Origin of the sequence: Sorangium sp. So ce145 (genome assembly GCF_051525985.1) — a bacterium.
Lineage (GTDB): Bacteria > Myxococcota_A > Polyangia > Polyangiales > Polyangiaceae > Sorangium > Sorangium cellulosum_B.
Map to the genome: position 1 here is coordinate 7,954,225 of NZ_CP150315.1, position 21,072 is coordinate 7,975,296.

At 70.7% G+C, this 21,072-nt stretch carries 14 protein-coding genes; 4 read left to right on the plus strand and 10 right to left on the minus strand.

Features of this window, described 5'->3' with window-relative positions:
* The first annotated feature begins 24 nt into the window (after positions 1 to 24).
* Entirely contained in the window at positions 25 to 738 is a 714-nt protein-coding gene (locus WMF34_RS29255) for a hypothetical protein (RefSeq protein WP_437989861.1), read from the plus strand.
* Here the strand turns inward: WMF34_RS29255 and WMF34_RS29260 are convergent.
* A complete protein-coding gene (locus WMF34_RS29260) occupies positions 695 to 1,228 on the minus strand; it encodes a hypothetical protein (RefSeq protein WP_437989862.1) in 534 nt (177 codons plus the stop codon). The two genes, WMF34_RS29255 and WMF34_RS29260, sit on opposite strands and share 44 nt — an antisense overlap.
* 480 nt (positions 1,229 to 1,708) lie before the next feature.
* On the opposite strand from WMF34_RS29260, the gene WMF34_RS29265 reads away from it, so the two are divergent.
* Positions 1,709 to 3,892, plus strand: coding sequence for a M12 family metallopeptidase (locus WMF34_RS29265; RefSeq protein ID WP_437989863.1), 2,184 nt, complete (start codon positions 1,709 to 1,711; stop codon positions 3,890 to 3,892).
* Positions 3,893 to 4,041: 149 nt separating this feature from the next.
* Here WMF34_RS29265 and WMF34_RS29270 read toward each other — a convergent pair whose 3' ends face one another.
* From WMF34_RS29270 to WMF34_RS29310, 9 genes are all read right to left on the minus strand, one after another.
* A complete protein-coding gene (locus tag WMF34_RS29270; RefSeq protein ID WP_437989864.1) occupies positions 4,042 to 4,491 on the minus strand; it encodes a hypothetical protein in 450 nt (149 codons plus the stop codon).
* Positions 4,488 to 4,880 (minus strand): DUF4150 domain-containing protein, encoded by a 393-nt coding sequence (locus tag WMF34_RS29275; RefSeq protein ID WP_012238290.1) that lies wholly within the window; start codon positions 4,878 to 4,880, stop codon positions 4,488 to 4,490. The genes WMF34_RS29270 and WMF34_RS29275 overlap by 4 nt, the downstream gene beginning before the upstream one ends.
* A gap of 9 nt (positions 4,881 to 4,889) precedes the next feature.
* Positions 4,890 to 5,534: a DUF3540 domain-containing protein gene (locus WMF34_RS29280; protein WP_012238291.1), complete on the minus strand. Its 645-nt coding sequence runs from the start codon at positions 5,532 to 5,534 to the stop codon at positions 4,890 to 4,892.
* Between the two features lie 19 nt (positions 5,535 to 5,553).
* Complete coding sequence (locus tag WMF34_RS29285; protein ID WP_012238292.1) at positions 5,554 to 6,603, minus strand: pentapeptide repeat-containing protein; 1,050 nt, start codon at positions 6,601 to 6,603, stop codon at positions 5,554 to 5,556.
* The gene (locus WMF34_RS29290; protein WP_437989865.1) at positions 6,600 to 9,242 is read right to left on the minus strand and encodes a DUF2169 family type VI secretion system accessory protein; all 2,643 of its coding nucleotides are present in this window, start codon (positions 9,240 to 9,242) and stop codon (positions 6,600 to 6,602) included. The genes WMF34_RS29285 and WMF34_RS29290 overlap by 4 nt, the downstream gene beginning before the upstream one ends.
* 33 nt (positions 9,243 to 9,275) lie before the next feature.
* Positions 9,276 to 9,722 (minus strand): hypothetical protein, encoded by a 447-nt coding sequence (locus WMF34_RS29295; RefSeq protein WP_012238294.1) that lies wholly within the window; start codon positions 9,720 to 9,722, stop codon positions 9,276 to 9,278.
* Positions 9,723 to 9,830: 108 nt separating this feature from the next.
* A complete protein-coding gene (locus WMF34_RS29300) occupies positions 9,831 to 12,224 on the minus strand; it encodes a type VI secretion system Vgr family protein (protein ID WP_437989866.1) in 2,394 nt (797 codons plus the stop codon).
* A gap of 107 nt (positions 12,225 to 12,331) precedes the next feature.
* Positions 12,332 to 14,542 (minus strand): DUF2169 family type VI secretion system accessory protein, encoded by a 2,211-nt coding sequence (locus WMF34_RS29305; RefSeq protein ID WP_437989867.1) that lies wholly within the window; start codon positions 14,540 to 14,542, stop codon positions 12,332 to 12,334.
* Positions 14,543 to 15,681: 1,139 nt separating this feature from the next.
* Positions 15,682 to 17,319: a glucose-6-phosphate isomerase gene (locus tag WMF34_RS29310; RefSeq protein ID WP_437989868.1), complete on the minus strand. Its 1,638-nt coding sequence runs from the start codon at positions 17,317 to 17,319 to the stop codon at positions 15,682 to 15,684.
* A gap of 143 nt (positions 17,320 to 17,462) precedes the next feature.
* On the opposite strand from WMF34_RS29310, the gene WMF34_RS29315 reads away from it, so the two are divergent.
* Together WMF34_RS29315 and WMF34_RS29320 are read left to right on the plus strand one after the other, a co-directional pair.
* Positions 17,463 to 20,396, plus strand: coding sequence for a 2-oxoglutarate dehydrogenase E1 component (locus WMF34_RS29315; RefSeq protein WP_012238298.1), 2,934 nt, complete (start codon positions 17,463 to 17,465; stop codon positions 20,394 to 20,396).
* Positions 20,393 to 20,863, plus strand: coding sequence for a PaaI family thioesterase (locus tag WMF34_RS29320; protein WP_437989869.1), 471 nt, complete (start codon positions 20,393 to 20,395; stop codon positions 20,861 to 20,863). Before WMF34_RS29315 ends, WMF34_RS29320 begins: the two co-directional genes overlap by 4 nt.
* Positions 20,864 to 21,072: the final 209 nt, after the last annotated feature.

Consider the following 21,072-nt stretch of genomic DNA (forward strand, 5'->3'; position numbering starts at 1 on the left):
CCCTCACCCCGAAGGGAGACGCACGTGACCGCGATCCGCACCGTCCTCTCGATGGCCGCGCTGTTTGGCGCGCTCGCGCTCGCAGCGCCGGCCGCGGCGGAGAACGACGCCCCCCCGTCCGCGCAGAGCGCGGCGCCGTCTGGCTACGCGCCGTCCCCTGCCGGCGCGCCACCCGGCTATGCGCCGCCCGGCTATGCGCCGCCCGGCTATGCGCTGCCGCCTGGATACGCGCCGCCGCCTGACCACGTGCCGCCAGGCTACGTGCCGTACGCGCCGTCCGTCGTCCTCGGCATGCCGCGGACGTTGACCTTCACGGAAGGCGGGATCCGGCCGGCGGGCTATCGCATCGAGACGCAGATGAACCGCGGGCTGGTGGTCGCGGGGTCGATCGTCCTCGCCAGCGCGTGGGCGCTCTCGGCGCTGACGGCGGGGAGCATCCTCAGCGAGGGAGGCAGCGACGCCGTCAGCTACTCGCCGATGCTCGTGCCCGTGGGCGGCCCGTTCATCACGCTCGGCACGGGCGAGGAGGTCGACGCCGACCGCGACGCCGGCCGGCTCGCCGCCGCCCTCCTCCTCTTCGACGGGGCCACGCAGGTGACCGGCTTCGTGCTGCTCGTCGCAGGCCTCGTCAGCAACCAGCGGGTCTGGGTGCGCGACGACATCCCGCGCAAGATGTCGATCCAGGCCCCCGAGCTCACCGTCGGCCCCACGGGCGCGACCCTGCGCGTGAGCTTCTGAGGTTCGAGCTCGCCTGAGCTAGCGAGAGAAGCTGAAGCCCGCTCCCCTGGTTGGGCGTGTCGACGGGCTCGTTGGTCGCCAGCACCCACGCCACCGGCTCTTCGCCCGCTGGCGTGTCGATCTCCTGCACCACCACGACGTTGACCGCGAGCTCTTCGGCCAGCTCGGGCAGGTAGTACGGACTGCGCAGCGCCAGGCGCCGGGCGCCGACGCCCAGCGTGGCCATCCGCTCCGAGCGCTCGGGGTGCGCGCGCTTGCTCGCAGGTACCGGTCCGGCGCGGCGTTGGGTGAGCACGACCTCGCGACTGAGCCGGATCGGCAGCTCGACCAGCGCCTCGCTCAGCCGCAGCCGTGCGCCGTCGTCGAGCATTTCTTCCTCGTCCTCGGCCAGCTCCGACACGTTCCGATCGCGCGCCATGCGCACGACGAAGCGGTGGCCCTGCTCGACCATGGCGCACAGAAGCGGGTAGGCGTCGGCCTCGCGGTCCATGGGTTGATCGCGTCGGTGGCCACGGCGAGCGTCGCGTGCGCCAAAAGCCCTGGAGCGGTCCGGAGCACGGTTGTGGCGGTGTCACGCAGCGAGCATGACATGTCACGCGGTGACCGTGACATGTCACGCGGTGACCGTGACATGTCACGCGGTGACCGTGACATGTCACGCTCCGCGAGCCGAGCATCACGCTGAAAACCACCTCCCCCGAGCCCCGCGCAACCTGGGTTGATGCGGCGTTCCCGCCGATTCTGCCCTCGATCGCGGATCGATACCGTGTGGACGGCGACGGCACGCCGGCTGCATCAGCGGTCGCCGGAGCGAACGAGATCTCGCCGGCGTCATGACGAAAGTCCGGCCCTCGCGGCGGAGCATCCGCCCGCTCGCTGGACGTCCGCCGAGATGCTCCTCGTGCTCGCGAGCGAGACGCCCGACCGACCCAACCTGCCATTGTGTTGCTTCTCAGAAGAGGTTACCACCATGCTTCGATTCGAACGTGCTTTGTCCGCCCTCTCCCTGACCGCCGTGTGCGCGCTGTCCGCATGCGCTGTAGATACCGGACCCAGTGAAGCCGAGGCCGACCCGCCGGAGGCCTCCGAAGATGTCGCCGGCGCCAGAGCGCCTCTGGTGCGCGTCGATGCGAACTGGTTCTGGCCGGACGGGAAGGTCCCGTACTGCTTCGACGCGGACTTCCCGCCCGCCTGGGTGCCGACGGTGCACAGCGCCATCGAGAACATGGAGCGGAGGCTGCCCATCGACTTCACGCACGTGCGCTGTGATGCCGGTCAGGACGACTATGTTCGCTTCATCCAGGGGTTCGGCGACACGGGGGGCGAATCCGAAGATACCGGCTGGGATGAGGGCGAGCAGGACATCACGATCTTCAGCGTACCGTCAGAGTCGCTCGTGACCCACGAGATGCTGCACGCCCTCGGGATGTACCACGAGCAATCCCGATCGGATCGCGAGAAGTACGTGACGATCAACTGGGACTGCATCGACAGCGATAAAGATCACAACTACGATACCAAGGACAACACCTTTACGTCGGGCGTCTACGATTACGCGAGCATCATGCACTACAGGACGGGGGCGTGGTGCGCTAGCACCCCGCCGGCCTGGTGCAACGTCCCGGATGGCAGCGGGACCGCCTGCGCCACGATCGTGAAGAAAGACGGTTCGCTGATCGGGCGGAATACGGTGATGTCTCGAGAGGACATCAACTCGATGTACTATATGTACTCCGAGCCGTTCCCGGTCGCCGACGGGGACTACGCGGGCGTGTCGGTCGCCGTCGGCGATTTCGACGGCGACGGGTACGCCGACGTCGCGACGGGTCTGCCGTTCAAGGCGGTGAACGGCGCCGGCGCCGCGGGCGAGGTCCGTGTCTACAAGGGCACGAGCCGGGGGCTTTATCCCTGGCAGACCATCACCCAGGGCGACATCGGCTGGGTTTCCCGGGTGAACGATCGCTTCGGGTGGACGATGGCCGCGGCGGACATCGACAAGGACGGCAGGGCAGAGCTCATCGTCGGTGCCCCGTACGAGGCCGTCGATGGCCTCGCGAACGCGGGCGCGGTCGCCGTGCTGCGCCCCGACGACGCCGGCAAGCTGCAAGCCTTCCGCACGTACACGCAGAAGACGCAGGGCCTGGGTGTCGTGCGCGCCAACTCTTATTTCGGCTACGGCCTCGCCGCGGGCGACTTCGGCCGGGCGCGCACGGCCTCCGGCGCGATCGATCCGGCCTGGGGCCTCGCCCTGGCGATCAGCGCGCCGGGAGAGGCTTCCTCGCGCGGGGCCGTCTACCTGTTCGGCCAGACCAACCCCACGAGCGGCAGCCCGAAGCATCGCACGCAGAGGATCACGGGCTCTGCCAATGGCGACCAGTTCGGCTTCGCCCTCGCCATCGGCAACGTCGACGACGACACCGAACTCGAGCTCGTCGTCGGCTCGCCCTACGCGAGCAGCGCGCACGGACAGGTCGACGTCTTCAACGGCGCGGCCCCGGCTGCGGCGTCCAACCTCTCAGCGCCGATGGTCACGCACTGGGAGAGCGTGGCCGCCCCCGAGGCCGCGACCCGCAATTTCGGCGCGTCGCTCGCCGTCGCCAATTTCCGCGAAGACGGCCCCGACGAGATCGCCATCGGCGCTCCGGGGACGCAAAATAGCACCGGTGCGGTGTACATCTTCCGGAAGGAGCTCGTCTTCGCCGATCCGAACGCCTTCCATCTCAAGCAGACCATCTTGCAGAATGGAGCGCAGGAGCCAGGGGACGAGTTCGGCTTCGCCCTGGTCGCGGCCAACGTCGAGCCGTCCACGACCCAGCACGAGCTCATCATCGGGGCGCCCGGGGAGAATGACCGCGCCGGGGCCATCTCGGTCTTCCGCGGGGGGATCGCCAACCTCCAGGCGCTGCAGATCTTGCAGCAGAGCGACATCACGGGGGCGACCGCCCAGCCCTTCAGCCGCTTCGGCTACGCGCTGGCCGCTGGCAGCATCAACGGCATGGGCGACAGCGACGTGACCAGCGACCAGTTCAACCAGCATATGGGCAATCCGTTGCGGCACATCCCCGACGTGGTGGTCGGCAGCCCCTCCGTCGACAGCTTCAGCCTCTTCCGCGGTAACCACACCGTCGGGCTGGTAGGCCACGCGAAGCATTGACACCCGCGCGCGCCTGAGGCCCGCGGCGGGCCTCAGGCGCTCTCTTCTATCCCCGACGGCTCCTCGAGCCCCGGCGCGCTGCTTTGTGCGAGCTTGCTTGCTCTGGTCGGGTGCGCGGCCGAGCCGATCACCGTGCACGGCCGGGCGCATCACACGGAGCGGCACGCGAAGATGTGCTCTATCGCGTCGATCACGAGCTGCTCCACCTGGTATGCGGTGATCTCGGCGGGGCTCGCGAAGCGCAGGAGATCCATCGGCGGCGGCCTCACGATGAGATAGGCGAGGACCTCCGGCGCCTCGCGCCGCTGGATGACCGAGAAGGCGATGCGGTCCGCCCCCGGTGAGGCGCTCGCTCCCCGGATCCCGAGCTCGAGCGCGATGCTCGGCGCCTCGGGCTCCTCATCGAGCGCGATGCGCGGAACGTGGCCGGCGGAGCGGAGCTCGGAGGCGATCTCCTCGAGGACCGGCCTTATCACCTCGCCGCTCACCGCCCGGAAGGCGTCGTCGAAGGCCCGGCGATCGCCCGCGAGCTTCTCTTGCTGCCGCGCCGCATAGCGGCTCGTGATGAGCGCCAGGCGGTGCCTGCTATGGTCCCTCACGGCGCGAGGAGGAGCACCTTGACCTGGCTCGGGACGATCGATACGGCCGGGCAGTTCGTCGAGTTCGTGATCGTCATGCTGGTCAGTCGCGTGGCCGGGATGCCGCCGGCGAGCACGGTAAACGACGCCGTGACATGCCGCGACGGGCCCATCACCATGCCCGAGGCGACCCCGAGGGCGACGCCGGGATTGTCGCCGTTCGTGAGCGGCACGGTGGTCGCCAGGTTGTGCGCCGGCGTGCACATGAACAGCACGTTGTACGCGGCCGGGATGCCCATCGGCTGCATCGCGATGTTCGGGTACGGGACCGGGGTCGGGGCCGGCATCGGCGTGAGGCACACGTCGGGTGCGCCGAGAGACATGCCCATCATCTGCGTGTTCGCGAACATCTCGCCCTCTCAGCCAAGGTGGATCTGGGAACCGTCGATCTTGGTCAGCCCGCCGCTGTTCACGAGCGTCGTCTCCGCCTTGACGTGGAACGCGGCCCGCGCCTCGAGCTCCAGGTACTCGGCGCGCACCGTCTCGGACCGCGCGATGAAGCGGTAGGCCCTGTCGAGCCGCTGGACGAGGCGCTCGGCGACCGTCTCCACCGACTGCGCCACGGTCTTGATGCGGTCGACCTTCGCCGTGAGGCTGTCGCCGAGGAGGCTCAGGACCCCGACCACCGCCTCGGCGCGCGCCGCCGAGAGGCGCGCGGAGCCCGCCGCGATCGTGGCCTCGGCAGGCGTGATCACATCGACCCCGTCGCGCCCGCTCACCGAGACCCTGCCCGACGCGGCGGCGATCTCCAGGTCGCCCTCGGCCGAGAGCCGCGCCGGCGCCGCGTCGTCTCGCTCGAGCACCGCGAGCACGTGCGAGCCGCGCTCGTGGTGCGCGACGAGCACCTCATCGCCGAGGGCGGGCTCGAGAAGACAGCTGGCGGCCCGCCGCGCCTCCACCTCGCCCGAGCTCGACCTGACACGCAGGCTGCGACCCGAGACGCCCACCACGATCGCGACCTCCTGCGCAGGCCACGCCAGCTTTCTTGCCAGATTGTCTCTCATCGGTACCTCCGCGCCGAGCTCATCGGCCCTCCGTGCGCCGCTCCGCCTTGCTGAGCTCCTCGTCGTCGCCGAGCGCCGCGGATCGGTTCGTGAATCGAGTGTCCTGCTCCCGCGTCCGGTGGAACCGCGCGCGGAACAGCGTGCAGTGCGAGAAGTCGGCGCCCGCGAGGTCCGCGTACGAGAAATCGGCGTACGTCAGGTCGGCGCCGGCGAACGTCGCGCGGGCGCAGCTCGCGTGCTTGAAGATGGCCTGGCGCGCGCTCGCGCCCTCGAGGCTCGCGCCCTCGAGCCGCGCCTTCACGAAGAGCGCCTGATCGACCTTCGCCTTCCTGAGCGTCGCGTCCGACAGACAGGCCTCCGCGAAGAGGGCCCGCTCGAGGCTCGCCTCGTCGAGGCGCGCGCCCGCGAGGGAAGCCCCCTTGAAATTCGTCTGCACCATCCGCGCGCCCCGGAGGTCGCAGCCGCCGAGGTCGACCTCCATGAGCTGCGCGAGCGTGAGATCCATCCCCGAGAGATCCTGGCCGGCGAGCTTGCCCCCGATCAGCATCGCCTTCTCGAGGCGCGCGCCGCGCAGGCGCGCCGTCGACAGGTCCGCCTTGAGGAGCACCGTCTGCACGAGGTTCGCGCCCTCGAAGCTCACCCGCGGGGCGTCGGCGTCGACGAGCGCGGCGCGGTCGAGGTTCGCCCCCTTCAGGCTCGCCTCCTCGAGGCGCGGCTTGATCAGGCTCGCGATGGTCAGGTCGGCGCCGTCGAGCGAGGAGCGCGACAGATCGCACTCGACAAGGCTGGCGGCGACCAGATCGGCCTCACGCAGGTCGGCCGCGAGGAACGTGCACCGGTCCCACGTGCCGTGGCGGAGGCGCGCCCCCGCGAGCTGCGCCCCCTCGAACCGACAATCCGAGAAGATGGACTCGTGGAGCCGCGCGCCCGTCAGGTCGGCGCCCCGGAACGAGACGCGCTCGAAGACGGCTCCGGAGAGATCGGCGCCGCGGAGGTCCATGCCCGCGAGATCCTCGTCGGCTACCGGATCCGCGCTCGCGACGCGGGCGAGGAGATCGTCCTTGGTCATCGCTTTCGCCTCGGGAACAACGTCTGGACGACGTGAGCGTCCTTGAAGCTCGTGCGCGCGTCGCCCTCGGTGCCCATCAGGTTCGCGCGGAACAGGTTGGCCCGGAGGAACGACGCACCGTGGACCTTCGCGCCTTGCAGCATCGCCTCCATCAGGTTCGCGTCCGACAGCTCGGCGTCGCCGAGATCCGCGCGCATCAGCCGCGCCCCTTGCAGGCTCGCGCCCGCGAGGCGGGCCTCCCGCAAGTCCGACTCGCTGAGATCGCAGCCGTCGGCCCGGACGCGCGCGAGCCCGGCGCCCTTCAGCGAGGCGCCGCGCATCGTCGCGAGGGCGAGCTCCGCCCCCGAGAAATCGGCCCCGCCGAGCTGGCACGCGAGCACGAGGCGCAGGTTGTTCGCGCGGGCGGCTCGAAAGCAAGCGCCCTCGGCGGCCGCCTCGACGAGCGCCGCGCCCTCGATCACGGCCTCCGCGAGGCTCACGCCGGCCATGCGACACCGGAAAAATGTGGCTTTCCGAAGACTTGCGCGATCCAGCCGCGCCCCCTCGAGGTCGCACTCGTAGAAGAGGACCTCGTCCGCGAGCGCGCCCGCGAGGTCGCCGCGCGCGAGGCGCGCCTCGAACAGGTCGGCGCCGCGGAGGTCGGCGCCGGCGAAGCGCGCGCCCTCGAGCTCGCCGCGCTGCAGGATCGCCTTGGCGAGGCGCGCGCCGCCGAAGTCGGCCCCGCGCGCCGCGACCTCGCCGAGGTTCGCGCCCTCGAGGCGGACGCCCTCGAGCCGGGCGCCCTCGAGGCAGGCGCGCACCAGCACGGCGCCCGACAGATCCGCGCCGGCGAGCGCGCACCCGCGCAGGTCCGCGCGCTCGAGGAGCGCCTCCCGCAGGACGGCCCCGGACAGGTCGAGCCCGCGGAGGTCGGCGCCGGTGAGGTCCCAGCCCGCCATCGGGCCCCCCGACGCGACCGCCGCCTCCACGCGCCCGCGGAGGTCGCGCTGCGCGGCGTCGTCCGGGAGCGCCGCGGGCGCCATGTGGTGCGCGGCCTGCCTGTAGGCGAGGAGCTGCGCCTCCTCGAGCTTGCGGAGCCTCGCGACGAAGGCCGGATCCTCGATCTGGGCCTCCAGCTCGTCCATCGGGGCGCCGAGGTCGCGGCCGATCTGGGCGGTCTCTCGCATGCGGGCGAGGTGCTCGTCCGCGCGAAACCTGGGCGGCCCGCCTGCCTCGCGCTTCGATTTCTCGATGACCTCGTCGATGTCGATGCCATGCTCGGCGAGGTTCTGGCGCGCCTGATCGAGGGCCTCGGCCTGCCTGACCTTCGCCTCGGCCTCGAGGCGGGCGGCCTCCGCCTCGACCCGCTCCATGTACTCGGGCAGCTCGTCGAGCTTCGGCGGCGCCTCCGGCGGCGGCAGCTCGCGCGGAATGCCCTTCTCGTCCGGATCGATCCCGAGCACCCGCACCGACATGCGGGCGCTGTCGAGCTCCCGCTGCGCCCGCTCGCGCGACCGCCGCTCCAGCACGCCCTCGCGGCGCAGGAGCTCGTCCATGTCGCTGATCTTCTCGTCCGGCAGCGCGGGGGCGTCGGGGTCGGGGTCCGGGAGCAGATCGCGATCGCGGAGGGCGACGAGGTGCCCCTTCTTCTTGTCGAGGCGCTGCGCCAGGACGGCGTCGTAGTGCTCCTTCGGCCGGGGGGCGCCGCGGCGCTCGAGCGCGGCGAGCAGGCACTTCACGTCGCGGGCGTCGTCCTCCTCGACGCGCGCGACGCCCCGGAAGATCGCGATCATGCGGCGGATGTTGGGCAGGAGCACGAGCGTCTCGAGCCTCGTCCCGATCTCCTCGAGCGCGTCCTCGCGCGAGGCCCGCGTCACGAAGCAACGCGCGACGAGCTCGGTCACGCGGCCCGTCAGCGTGGCCTGCTCGGGGTGGAGCTGCTCGAGCGCGATCGGCTCCCCGCCCTGGAAGAAGCCGGGCAGGCGCTGATCGGGCGGCGCCACCATGAAGTACTCCGGGTCGAGATCGCGGGCGAAGCCCGGGAAGTCGCTCTCGAGCCACGCCGCGTCGTACGTCCCGAGCTTCGCGTGGCGCTCGGGCCAGGTGGGGTCGAGGGGCCCGAACGCCGCGGGAGGCGGCCTGTCGCCTGGCGAGGTGATGAGGTGCTTCGGGTGCTCGAGCTGCGGGAGCGGGTGGTAGCTCTTCCCGTCCTCCTCGGCCGGGGCCGCCCCCGTCCCGATCGGGTTCGGGGCGAAGCCCGGCCCGCCGAAGGCCTTGTCCCAGCCGAGGGCGAGCTCGGTCAGGGGCTCGGGCTCGCTCGGCACGCCGCGCTCCCAGCGGCGCCTGCCGACGACATACACGGCCTTGTCGATCGGGCCGACCTGGACGCGGGCCCGGAACGCCGGGCGCGGGGTGCCGCCCGCCGCGAACGCCTTGCCGAAGGCGAGGACCTCGCCCCGCGGCTTCGGCAGCCCCTCGTCGAGCGCGACGTCCTTGCCGAGCTGCTTCGGGATCTCCTGCCACATCGCGATCTCCGGGAGCGGCAGCTCCGGAGCGTCGAGCGGGAGGTACGCCGTGAGGCCGAGCGCGAGGAAGCGCTGCTGCTTCAGCTCGAACACGCGCTGCAGGACGGAGAGACGCTGAGGTTTGATGACACGCATGGGGGATAAGGGTCGCTCAGGCCGGGCGGGCGCTCATTGGACGCGACCGGCGCGATTGCCCGCCGCGCCGCGCGCGATGTACGTGCGAGACAGGTTGGCCCAGCTCACGTCAGGATAAACGAGCTCGGGGTCGTCACCATCGATCTTGACGGCGACGCGCTTTCCCGGCTCCGCCATCGACAGCGAGCTGATGTTCAGCTCCCACTCCGTCCTCGCGATGTACGCGGCCCCGCCGGGCGGCTGCACCTCCAGCCGGAGCTCGACGAAGGCCATGGCGCCGTCTTCGAAGGTGCCGAGGGTCCGGCTCGACACCACCGTGGCCTCAGAGCGGCTCGCGCGTGCCGCCCTCGCGGCGAGCTCCGTCATGCGCTCCTTCACCGCGCCGAGCTGGGCGCCTTCCCGGCGGAAGACGAAGAAGAGGATGGCCGCGAGGACGAGGAGCGGCACGAGGATGGCAGAGAGGAAGATGATCGTACCCATGTCGCTGCGCGATCTCCCCTTCGGGCTCACGGGTGCTGAGCTGCGGCCTGGCCGCGGGCGCCGGCGGTCGAGGCTGGGATCCTGGACAAGATGACCTTGCTCACGCTCTCAGCTGAGCACATGGACGCCGGAGAGGTGATAACGCAGCGCGGTCATCGCGAGCCGCGTCGGCAGCTGGGAGATCTTCGCCGCGCCTGACTGGATGGAGACGGGCTTCACCGTGACCTCGACGGCGCTGTTGATCGCGAGCGAGGCGCCCCATTTGAACGCCAGCGCCACGCCGCCCGTGATGTCGAGCTTGGCCGCGTAGGTCGCGGTGAGAGCGGCCGAGAGCTCCAGCGTCGCCTTCGCGCCGATGAAGGTGGCGACGGTGGCGCCGACGGCGTTGGTGTTCGAGAGGCCGAGGAACGTGTCGGACTTCATGCCGACCGTCACGTTGACGTTGTTCGAGACGAAGAGCTTCTTGAACGGACCGTACGTCTTGAGCTCCTCGGCGCCCTTGATCTGCCCCATCAGGTTGCCGTCGACCGTCTGGATCATGTTGCTCTTGACGCTGACCTCGCACTGGTCCTGCGTCTCGAGCGTCATCTTGCCCTTGCTCTTGACGGTCGTTGTCCCGGCCTTCGTGTCGACGAGGGTGTCCCCGGCCTCGACGTTGACCGTGTAATTGCCGGTCTTCACCGTCGTCGTGGTGTCTCCCTTCACCGTGGTGGTCATCACGCCCGTGTCGACGTCGGTGAAGAGGTTGCCGCTGAGCACGTGGAGCGCCGTGTCGCCCTTGACCTCGGTGTACGAGGTGTTGGCGTCGACGAAGAGCTCGTGGATCCCGGACTGCACGTGGGTGATCCAGTTGTCCTTGATGGTGGCGACCCAGGAGCCGCCGCCGTTCAGGCCCACGGTCTGGTCGAAGTTCTTGCCCGCGTCGAGCAGCGTGTTGTCGTCCGTCTTCACGATGAGCTCGTGATCGTCGTTCGGCGCGCCCATGCGAAGGTACGTGTTCGAGTACGGCGTCGAGAGGGTGACGCGCTGCTGCCCTGTCTTGTCCTCGAGCTCGAGCCGGTTCCGCCCGCCCGTCTGGAGGACGTTCTTCGTGTAGTTGCCGCTCGTGACCGGGCTCGGCGTGAGCGCGTTCGGCACCACGCCCGCGATCACCGGCCGGTCGGGGTCGCCGCCGAGGAAGCTGAGCACCACCTCCGTGCCCCTGCGGAGCGGGAAATGAAAGCCCTCGATGCCGCCGCCGTGCGGCTGCATCATGCGCACGAACGTCGAGGCCTTCCCGCTCTTCAGGTTGCTCTCGTCGAACTTGAACTTCACGTTGTAGCGGCCGAGATCGTCGATCTGGGCGTACTCGCTCTCGGCCGGACCGTCGACGGTGCCGTTCTCGTATCCGTAGATGCGGGGCCAGGGCGTGCGGGACTCCGCGCGGAGCTGCGTCTTCGCGGGGATGGCGGTGATCTCGACGAAATAGGTCTCCTCGTGGGGCAGATCGAGCAGCTCGCGGTACCCGGTGGCCCCGGCCAGCTGGTTGCCGTGATGGTGCGCCTCGATGGTGAGGTGCTTCGCGTTGAACGCCGCGCGCGGGTGCTCGTCGAGCTCGAACGTGGTGCCGGGCCGGAGGTGCAGCCGCGTGCCCGCCCCCTGGTACAGCACCTGCCGCGCGAGCAGCTCCTCGGCCCGGATCTTCGCGAGCCGATCGCCCGCGGCCGGCGTGAAGAAGCGCTCGCCGTACAGGCTCACCTCGCCCGCGCCGTTCGGCGATACGCGCGCCGACCCGGCGACGCTCAGGTTGGGCCGCGCATAGTCGTAATCCTTGAGCTTGATCACCGCCGGCAGGGTCGTGTGCTGGCTGGTGAACGTGCGGAGCGACATCCCCGCGCTCGCGTCGTACCCCAGCTGCGGGTGGTACCGGACGGGCTCGCCGATCGGGTCCTCCTCGTACGACTTCGCGTCGCAGAAGACGACCTTGTCGCCGTCGGGCGTGTGCTCGAAGAAGTAGAAGATGCCTTCGCGCTCCATCCACCGCGCCAGGAAGTCGAGATCGCTCTCCCGGTACTGGCAGATGTGTTCCTCGACCTCGTAGCTGCCGAGGCGCATCTCGTACTCGTCAGGTCCGATGCCGTTCTCCTCGAGGACGGCCTTCATGACGTCGGGCAGCGACAGCCTGGTGAAGATGCGGCTGCGCCTGGAGAGGCCGAGCAGCCAGAGCTTCGGGACCAGCACCGCCCGGAGGAGCGAGCGCCCGTCCAGCTCGTGGAGCACGCCCACGGTCGCGAGGACGCCGGCGAAGACGAAGGGCGGGACGTTGTCTTTGGGCCAGTCGAGCACGAGCGACGCCTTGGCGCCGACGGCATCGGGCAGGTCCAGGGACTCCGCGTCCTCGCCCTGGAGCAGGAGGAAGATCTCGATCTGATACGGGCGCGAGATGGCCTCGACGCCCCGAAATCCGACGACGCGCGTGGAGCTGGGGAGCACGCCCGATGAGATCTTGATGAGGTCGTCCATGGCCTTCCCTGCGTTGTTGGAGGACGCGCGCCCGATGCCACCAGGTGAATCGTTCGCCGGTCGTCCCGAGAGCTCGCTGATAGAACTAGGCAGAATTCGTCAGGTGGTCAACCTGCCGAAGAGCCGTCGATGCCGGCGTCGGCGGGTGGGATCTCGACGAGCGCGCGCAGGATAGCGCCGCTCGATTTCGCGCTCGCGAGCTTGACCCCATAGACGTTGGCGCCCGCGAGGTCCGCGTCGCGCAGATCGGCGCCCTCGACGTTGGCGCACGGCAGGCTCGCCTCCTTCAGCTTCGCCGCGCGCAGGACGGCGCCCGCGAGGTTGGCTCCCGCGAGGCTCGCTCGCGAGATGTCGGCCTTGGTCCCGTTGATGTCCGCGAGGCACGCCCGATCGAAGACGGCCTCGACCAGGCGCGCTTGCCGCAGGTCGGCGCCCTCGAGCGACGCGTCCTCGAAGCGCGCGCGCGACCCCTTCGCGAAGGCGAGGTCGGCGTCCTTGAGGAGCGCGGAGGAGAGCTGCGCGCGGTCCAGCGTGGCGCGGGACAGATCGGCGCGCGTCAGATCGGCCGAGTGGAGGCTCGCGTCCGTCAGATCCGTGCCGCTCATGTTTGCCCCGGAGAGGCGCGCAGACGCGAAGTTGCATCGGGTGAGCGTCGAGCCGGCGAGGTTCAGGCGCTCGAGCGAGGCGCCGCTGAAGTCGATGCCGTCGAGCTCGACGCCCGCGAGCTCCAGGTCGTGGAGCGGCTGGCCGCTCCTGAGGCGGGCGAGCAGCGTCGCGCGGAGGCCCCGGATCTCCGGCTCGGACGACGAGGGCGCGACGGAGGAGGGCGCGGCGGACCAGGGCGCGGCGGACGACGAGGGCGCGGCGGACGACGAGGGCGCGGCGGACGACGAGGGCGCGACGGACGACGGGGGCGCGGCGGACGACGACGAGGGCGCGGCGGACCAGGGCGCGGCGGGCGCGGTCAGGGCGTGCGGTGGAGCGACAGGCGCGGCCGTGTTCTCGGTGATCGCCGTCACCGTGAGGTCGAGGGGCACCGCATCGAGCCGCGGTGGTGCATCGAGGTTTGTCGGGCCGCTCGCCATGACGGCGGGCAGCGGAGGCGGCGGCGCCAGCTGCGGACGGGCGCTCCAGGGCGCCCCCGGGATCGCTGTCACCGGGGAAGCACGCCCGCTGCCGGGCGCGGCGAGCGCGAACGGCGGCTTCATCTTCATGTCCACGACGAGACCGCTGTTGCGGGCATCGACCGTGTTGTCCTCCTCGACCGCCAGCGTCCTGGCGATCGGTCGCTCGCCCGCGACGGGGCCAGGCGCTCCATGCCAGCGACGGGACGGCGGAGGCGCGGCCGCTGCGGAAGGCCATGCCAGGGGCTGCCCCGCCACCTCGACGCCCGCGACCACGCGCATGCGCGCCGGCGTGTCGCCTGCCAGCAGGGCCACGTTCCCTCGCCAGACCACGGAGCAGAGCAGCCGGTCGGCGTCGACGGTCAGCGTGTCGGCGACGAGCTCGATCGCCTGCCCGTGGTCTTCTCCTTCCGGCCCGGCCCGATAGAGCCGCGCGAGCCCGCGGGCCGAAGGCAGGCTGGACCGGAGCCACGGCCAGTGCGGGTGCAGGCCCTCGAGGAAGAGCCACTCGTCGCCGCGGAGGAAGTCGATCTGCTGATCCGCGGGCGCGGCGTGGAAGTACCGGAAGTCGAAGCTGCCGTCGAGATCCAGCGCCAGCGGGTCGGCCGCCTGATCCCGCGCGAGGAGATGCCGCCGCGGGGCCCAGTGCCTCGCGATCGGGCCGAAGCCCGCCGGCCGCATCGGATCGCCCGGATCGACGATGCTCGGCAGCACCGCGTCGGAGCCCACGCCCACCGGGTTCACATCGAGATGTGGGCCGCCGAACGCGCGCTCGTACACGAGCGGCATCCGGCTGAACGGGCGGGGGCTCGGCGCCTCTCGCGTGCGGTCGCCGAAGACATGAAGCGCCTTGTTGAGGATCCAGCGGCCATCGCGGAAGAGCGCGACCCGCACCGGGAGGGCCGTGGCGGTCGTTCCCACCGGCGCGCAGGCGTGCCCGCGCACGACGATCCCGGCGCCCGGCAGGTAGGGTGCTATCTCACTGGCCTCTTCGAGGCTGCCCCACCCCTCCCGAAGCTGGTCGGCGCGGACCAGATCGGCAGGCGCGGCGAGCTCTGCGGTCCTGTCGTGCACGAGGGCAAAGGTGGCCTTGACGAGGACGGTGAGCCGCTCGGCGCCCCGCATGCGCCACAGAACGGCGCCGCAGGCGGAAGGCGACAGGGCGATGACGGAGAGGGGCCAGGGCGATTGCACGACGCGTGGTCACGGGGCCCGCGCACCTCGACGGCAGCGGAGGGCTCTGAGCCCCTCAACATAGCCCCGCTCGCCTATCGGGCGCAAGCGCGGGACCTTACCGGAGGCGGCTCGCGGTGGGGTTCTCTCGCGGGAGCATGGCGCCGTGAAGAGGCTCCGGAGTTCGCCTTGTGTGGGGTTGTCGGGGCCAAGTTCCAACCTCGATCCGAGAGCCAAGCTCCTTGTGGCGGCCGTCTTCGTCACCTGGACCACCTGTCTGGTTCTCGCGTGGCCGAGCGCATCAACGAACGACACCGAGAAGAGAACCACTGGAAGGCCAATCCCGATCACCCCGAGGCGGAGAGCCACCATCGGATTCGAGCTCCCGCCGCGCCATGTGACGAGCGCGGCAGTGGCGACGGCGCCGGCCATGAGGGCAGCCAGCTGCCGAGCCGGACGCGGGGAGGTCCCAATCGACTGCAGATATTGCGCTTCAATCAAACACGACCACGGCCGCTCCGCGAGGCACCCGCCCATGTCTGACATGCCCGGGGGCCTGCTCCGCGAGGCACCCGCCCATGTCCGACATGCCCGGGGGCCTGCTCCGCGAGGCACACGCCCATGTCCGACATGCCCCGGGGCCTGCTCCGCGAGGCACCCGCCCATGTCCGACATGCCCGGGGGCCTGCTCCGTGAGGCACCCGCCCATGTCCGACATGCCCGGGGGCCTGCTCCGCGAGGCACACGCCCATGTCCGACATGCCCGGGGGCCTGCTCCGCGAGGCACACGCCCATGTCCGACATGCCCGGGGGCCTGCTCCGTGAGGCACCCCCCATGTCGGCCCCGTCGCCCTCCCCGCGCAGGCCATCGACAGCGCTCGCCGGCAAACGCCCCCCGTAGGCGTTAACCAGGCTTCCCGCCGCGTTCTCCCACATCCGAACGTTTACGTGGACGTTTACGTGGACGTTTACGTGGACGTGGTCGTGGTCGTGGTCGTGGTCGTCAACGATAGGCCGTGAACGACCACGACCACGACCACGTAAACGTGCACGTGCACGTGCACGTGCACGTGCACGTTGGTGACCGATGGTGGGGGGGCGGGCTTCGAGCCCTTGCCGAACGAGCTCGGCCAGCGCCCCCCACCGCGCGGGAGCCCCCCTCAGCGCGCCAGACGGTACTTCGCGTCGAACGGCGAGCCGCCCTGCGGGACCTCCCGCACGACGCCGCGCTCCGGGTTCGCCGCGAGGTGACGCAGGATCCAGAAGACCGTCTCGACGTCGTCCGCGCCCGCCGCCTTCGCGACCTCCGCGAGCGACAGCGCGCGGCCCGCGCTCGCGCCGAGCGCCGCGAGCACCTTGGCCTGCAGGTCGAGCACCTCCTGCGCGGCCTTCTTGCCGGCCTCGACGCCGGGCTGGTGGTACGCGTTGATGCCCACGAGCGACGCGTACAGGCCCACCGCGCGCTCGTAGAGCGCGATCAGCATGCCGACCGCGCGCGCGTCGACCGTGTCGATCGTGAGCGTGATCGACTCGCGCCCGCTCTCGGTCAGCGCCTTGCGCGTCCCCTGGAGGAAGCCGTCGAGGTAGTCGCCGGTCGTGACGCCGGGGTCGACCTCGAGCACGCCGCGCGACGGCGCGCGATCCCGCAGCACCTCGATGAACGTGACGAAGAAGTTGTCGAGCCCGTCACGGAGCTGCTGCACGTACGCGTGCTGATCCGTCGAGCCCTTGTTGCCGTACACGGCGATGCCCTGGAAGACCTCCTTGCCCTGCCGATCGAGCCGCTTGCCGAGCGACTCCATCACGAGCTGCTGGAGGTAGCGCGAGAAGAGCTCGAGCCTGTCCTTGTACGGCAAGAGCACCATGTCCTTCCGGCCCGCCCCGCCCGTCGCCGAGTACCAGGCGAGCGCGAGCAGCGCCGCGGGGTTCCGGGGGACCTCCTTCGAGCGCGTGACCTCGTCCGTCTCGCGCGCGCCCTGCAGCATCTCGACGATCGACAGCCCCTGGAGCGCCGCGGGTAGCAGGCCGACCGCCGACAGCTCGCTCGTGCGACCGCCGACCCAGTCCCACATCGGGAAGCGGGCCAGGAAGCCGTGCTTCGTCGCAAACCGGTCGAGCTCGCTGCCCTCCCCCGTCACCGCGACCGCGTGCGCGCCGAGCGAGAGGCCGAGCCGACGGTACGCCGCCTCGAGCTCGAGCATCCCGTTGCGCGTCTCCTTCGTCCCGCCCGACTTCGAGATGATCACCGCGAGCGTCGCGCCGAGATCGTCCCCGATGGCGTCCAGCGTGCGATCGATCCCGTCAGGATCCGTGTTGTCGAAGAAATGGATCTGCATCCGATCGGCCGGCGTCCCCAGCGCCGAGGCGACGAACTGAGGCCCGAGCGCCGAGCCGCCGATCCCGACGACGAGCACCCTGCTGAAGCGGGCCGCCCGCTCCGGCCGGACCCGCGCCGCGTGAACGTCCGCGGCGAAGCTCAGGATCCGCGCGTTCGTCTCCTCGATCGCCGCGCGCAGCGCCGCCTCGGGCGCGAGCTCCGGCGCGCGCAGCCAGTAGTGGCCGACCCGGCGGCCCTCGTCAGGATTCGCGATGCTCCCGCCCTCGAGCGCCGCCATCTCGGCGAGCGCCGCCTGAATCCGCGGTTCCATCGTGGTAAAAAAGTCGCTTCCGAAACGGATTCGGCTCACGTCCAGCCAGAGGCCGAGGCTGGGCTCGTGGAAGAGGTGGTCCCGGAAGCGATCGAAGGGGAGGACGGCGGGCGCCGGTCCTCGACCCGGGGTTCTGCGGTCTTGATCCATGGCCCCCTTCTACCGCTTCTCCCTACCGTTTCTCCAGGCGGTCGACCCCCTTGCCCGGACGATGTTCCGCCCCACGAGGCGAAGTCATCGGAAAACGACTCTAGCGTGCCGGCCCGACACGCGTTATTTGCAGCCCGACCACGATGCAGCTTGATTTCGGAATCAATGCAGGGCTCGTCGAGGAGCTCTATGCCCAGTACCTCGAGAACCCGGAGTCGGTAGACCCCGGCTGGCGCTCGTTCTTCGAGGGAAAGAACGGCGGAGCGACGCCGAGCAGGCTGCCCGCTCCCGCGGCGCCGCCGACCATCCCGCACCAGGCGCTGCGACCCGGCAACGGGCACGGCTACGGGAACGGGAATGGCAAGACGAACGGCGAGGCCGCGAAGACGCTGGAGGCCGCGTTCGCGCGGACGCTCAGCGAGCACCCGAGCTCGCCCGAGTCCTCGCGCGATCTCAAGGTGCTCGCGGAGGCCGCGATCAAGGCGCGCGTCTACGCCCTCGTGAACGCCTACCGCGTGCGCGGCCACCTCTTCGCGCACGTCGACCCGCTCGGCCTGCCGCCCGCCACGCCGCCCGAGCTCGACCTCACGAACTTCGGGCTCCGGGTCGAGGACCTCGAGCTGCCCTTCCCGACGACCGACCTCGCCGGCGTGCCGCCCGTCCTCACGCTGCGCGAGATCATCCGCCGGCTCGAGGAGACGTACTGTCGCTCGATCGGCGTCGAGTTCACCTTCATCGAGGAGCCCGAGGCGCGCCAGTGGCTCCAGCAGCAGATGGAGTCGACGCGCAACCGGCTGACGCTCGACCGCCAGAAGCAGCTCCGGATCCTCACGAAGCTCTCCGACGCCGAGATCTTCGAGCAGTTCATCCACAAGTCCTACGAGGCGGGGACGAAGCGCTTCTCGCTCGAGGGCGCCGAGAGCCTCATCCCGCTGCTCGACCTCATCATCGAGCGCGCGGGGGCGCACGAGGTCGACGAGATCGTGGTCGGCATGGCGCACCGCGGCCGGCTGAACGTCCTCGCGAACATCATGGACAAGAGCCTGCGCGAGATCTTCGCGGCCTTCGAGGACAAGAACGCGGAGCGCCACCTCGGCAGCGGCGACGTCAAGTACCACCTCGGCTACTCGACCGATCGCACGCTCGAGAACGGGCGCAACGTCCACCTCACGCTCACGTTCAACCCGAGCCACCTCGAGTTCGTGAACCCCGTCGTTCAGGGGCGCGTCCGCGCGAAGCAGGACCGCCGGCTGGCCGACGGCACGACCGACGCGCGCCGCCGCGTGATGCCGCTGCTCATCCACGGCGACGCGGCGTTCATCGGGCAGGGCGTCGTCGCCGAGACGCTCAACATGATGAACCTGCCCGGCTACACGACGAGCGGCACGGTCCACGTCATCGTGAACAACCAGGTCGGGTTCACGACCGATCCGATGGAAGGGCGCTCGACCCGCTACGCGTCCGACATCACCCGGATGCTCAAGGTCCCGGTCTTCCACGTGAACGGCGAGGACCCGGAGGCGGTCGCGCACGTCGCGCAGCTCGCGATCGACTACCGCACGCGCTTCGGCTCCGACGTGATCATCGACATGTACTGCTACCGGCGGTACGGCCACAACGAGGGCGACGAGCCGCGCTACACGCAGCCGCGGATGTACGCCGCGATCGACAAGAAGCCCACGGTCCGGCAGGTGTACGTCCGGCGCCTCATGGAGCTCGGGCAGGTCACCGAGGAGAAGGCCGACGAGATCGTCGTGCGGCGCCGCGAGGCGCTCGCCGCCGCGCTCGACGAGGTGAAGCAGAAGGGCTTCGCGCCGGTGCTGTACTCGATGGGCGGCGTGTGGTCGCACTACCGCGGCGGCGCCGACAACGCGACGCCGGAGGTGCCGACGAGCGTGCCGGCCGAGAGGCTCATCGCGCTGTCGGAGAAGCTCCTCGAGCTGCCCGAGGGCTTCAAGGCGCACCCGAAGGTGCTGCCGACGCTCCAGCAGCGGCACGACAAGCTCGTCGCCGGCGAGCCGTTCGACTGGGGCACGGGCGAGATGCTCGCCTACGCGTCGCTGCTCGCCGAGAAGACGCCGGTGCGGCTCTCCGGTCAGGACGTGCAGCGCGGCACCTTCAGCCACCGGCACGCGGTGCTGCGCGACGTCGAGACGAGCGCGCGCTTCGCGCCGCTGTCGCGCGTGGCCGAGGGGCCGGCGCGCTTCGAGGCGTACAACAGCCCGCTCAGCGAGGCGGGCGTGCTCGGCTTCGACTTCGGCTACAGCCTCGACTACCCGGACGGGCTCGTCATCTGGGAGGCGCAGTTCGGCGACTTCCTGAACGGCGCGCAGGTCATCGTCGATCAGTTCCTCACGTCGAGCGAGGACAAGTGGCACCGGCTGAGCGGCATCGTGCTCTTCCTGCCGCACGGCTACGAGGGCCAGGGGCCGGAGCACTCGAGCGCGCGCATCGAGCGCTGCCTGCAGAACAGCGCCGAGGACAACATCCAGGTGTGCAACCTGACGACGCCGGCGCAGCTGTTCCACGTGCTGCGGCGGCAGGTGCACCGGCCGTGGCGCAAGCCGCTCATCATCGCGACGCCGAAGAGCCTGCTGCGCGTCCCGGCGACGTCGAAGGGCCCGCACCGGCCCGTGTCGACGATCAAGGATCTCTCCGAGGGCCAGTTCCACCGCGTGCTGCCCGACACGAGCGGGGTCGATCCGGCGGACGTGAAGCGGGTGCTGCTCTGCTCGGGCAAGGTCTACTACGACCTCGCGCTGGCGCGGGAGACGCGCGGGCTCAAGGACGTGGCGATCCTGCGGCTGGAGCAGCTGTTCCCGCTGAACGAGGAGATCGTGAACGCGCTCGCGCCCTACAAGGACGGCACGCCGCTCGTGTGGGTGCAGGAGGAGCCGCGCAACTACGGCGCCTGGTACTACATCCTCGCGGTGCTCCGGCAGCGCATCGGCGACCGGCTGCCGCTCTCGTGCGTGAGCCGCGCGCCGAGCGCGAGCCCGGCGACCGGCTCGCGCGCGAGCCACCTCCTCGAGCAGAAGATGCTGATGGACGAGGCGTTCGTCGGGGGCACCCGGTGAGCGGCGACGCGGCGAGCCTGCAGGACAGGTACTCGCCGCAGGGCCGCTGCTTCGGCTGCGGGCCGGCGAACGACAGGGGGCTCCGGCTGAAGAGCCGCGTCGAGGGCGACGCGGTGGTCTGCGACTTCACGCCGGAGCCGCACCACGAGGCGTTCCCCGGGATGCTCAACGGCGGCATCATCGGGGCGCTGCTCGACTGCCACTCCAACTGGACCGCGGCTTACCACCTGATGAAGGCGCGGGGGGCCGACGCGCCGCCGTGCACGGTGACGGCGGACTTCCACGTGAGGCTGAAGAAGCCGACGCCGCTCGGCGGCCCGGTGCACCTGCGGGCGCAGGTCGCCGAGGCGGAGGGCGACCGCGTCGTGGTCGAGGCGACCCTGGAAGCGGGCGGGCGGGTCACGGCGACGTGCCGCGGGACGTTCGTGGCGGTGAAGGAAGGGCACCCGGCCTTCCACCGCTGGTAGGCGCGGGCTGACGCACAGCGCGGGCGGCTGCCGCCGCTCGTTGACACGCACGCGCACACGCACACGCCGGCTGACGCGCGGCGCGGGCGGCCCGTCCGCGACCGGGAAGGCGTTGCTCGCCGCCTCCGTGGCACACGCGATGCTCGCGCCCCGGCGCGCGGCGTTCCCGGCGTGGCGCGCGGATCGGCTCCGCCGTCCTCGCGGCGCCG

What these genes read in the sequence shown, in the direction of transcription:
- WMF34_RS29300 (WP_437989866.1), bottom strand. Translation starts at nt 12,224, where the DNA reads ATGGACGACCTCATCAAGATCTCATCGGGCGTGCTCCCCAGCTCCACG.
- WMF34_RS29275 (WP_012238290.1), bottom strand. Translation starts at nt 4,880, where the DNA reads ATGTTCGCGAACACGCAGATGATGGGCATGTCTCTCGGCGCACCCGAC.
- WMF34_RS29295 (WP_012238294.1), bottom strand. Translation starts at nt 9,722, where the DNA reads ATGGGTACGATCATCTTCCTCTCTGCCATCCTCGTGCCGCTCCTCGTC.
- WMF34_RS29290 (WP_437989865.1), bottom strand. Translation starts at nt 9,242, where the DNA reads ATGCGTGTCATCAAACCTCAGCGTCTCTCCGTCCTGCAGCGCGTGTTC.
- WMF34_RS29265 (WP_437989863.1), top strand. Translation starts at nt 1,709, where the DNA reads ATGCTTCGATTCGAACGTGCTTTGTCCGCCCTCTCCCTGACCGCCGTG.
- WMF34_RS29260 (WP_437989862.1), bottom strand. Translation starts at nt 1,228, where the DNA reads ATGGACCGCGAGGCCGACGCCTACCCGCTTCTGTGCGCCATGGTCGAG.
- WMF34_RS29285 (WP_012238292.1), bottom strand. Translation starts at nt 6,603, where the DNA reads ATGACCAAGGACGATCTCCTCGCCCGCGTCGCGAGCGCGGATCCGGTA.
- WMF34_RS29310 (WP_437989868.1), bottom strand. Translation starts at nt 17,319, where the DNA reads ATGGATCAAGACCGCAGAACCCCGGGTCGAGGACCGGCGCCCGCCGTC.
- WMF34_RS29315 (WP_012238298.1), top strand. Translation starts at nt 17,463, where the DNA reads ATGCAGCTTGATTTCGGAATCAATGCAGGGCTCGTCGAGGAGCTCTAT.
- WMF34_RS29280 (WP_012238291.1), bottom strand. Translation starts at nt 5,534, where the DNA reads ATGAGAGACAATCTGGCAAGAAAGCTGGCGTGGCCTGCGCAGGAGGTC.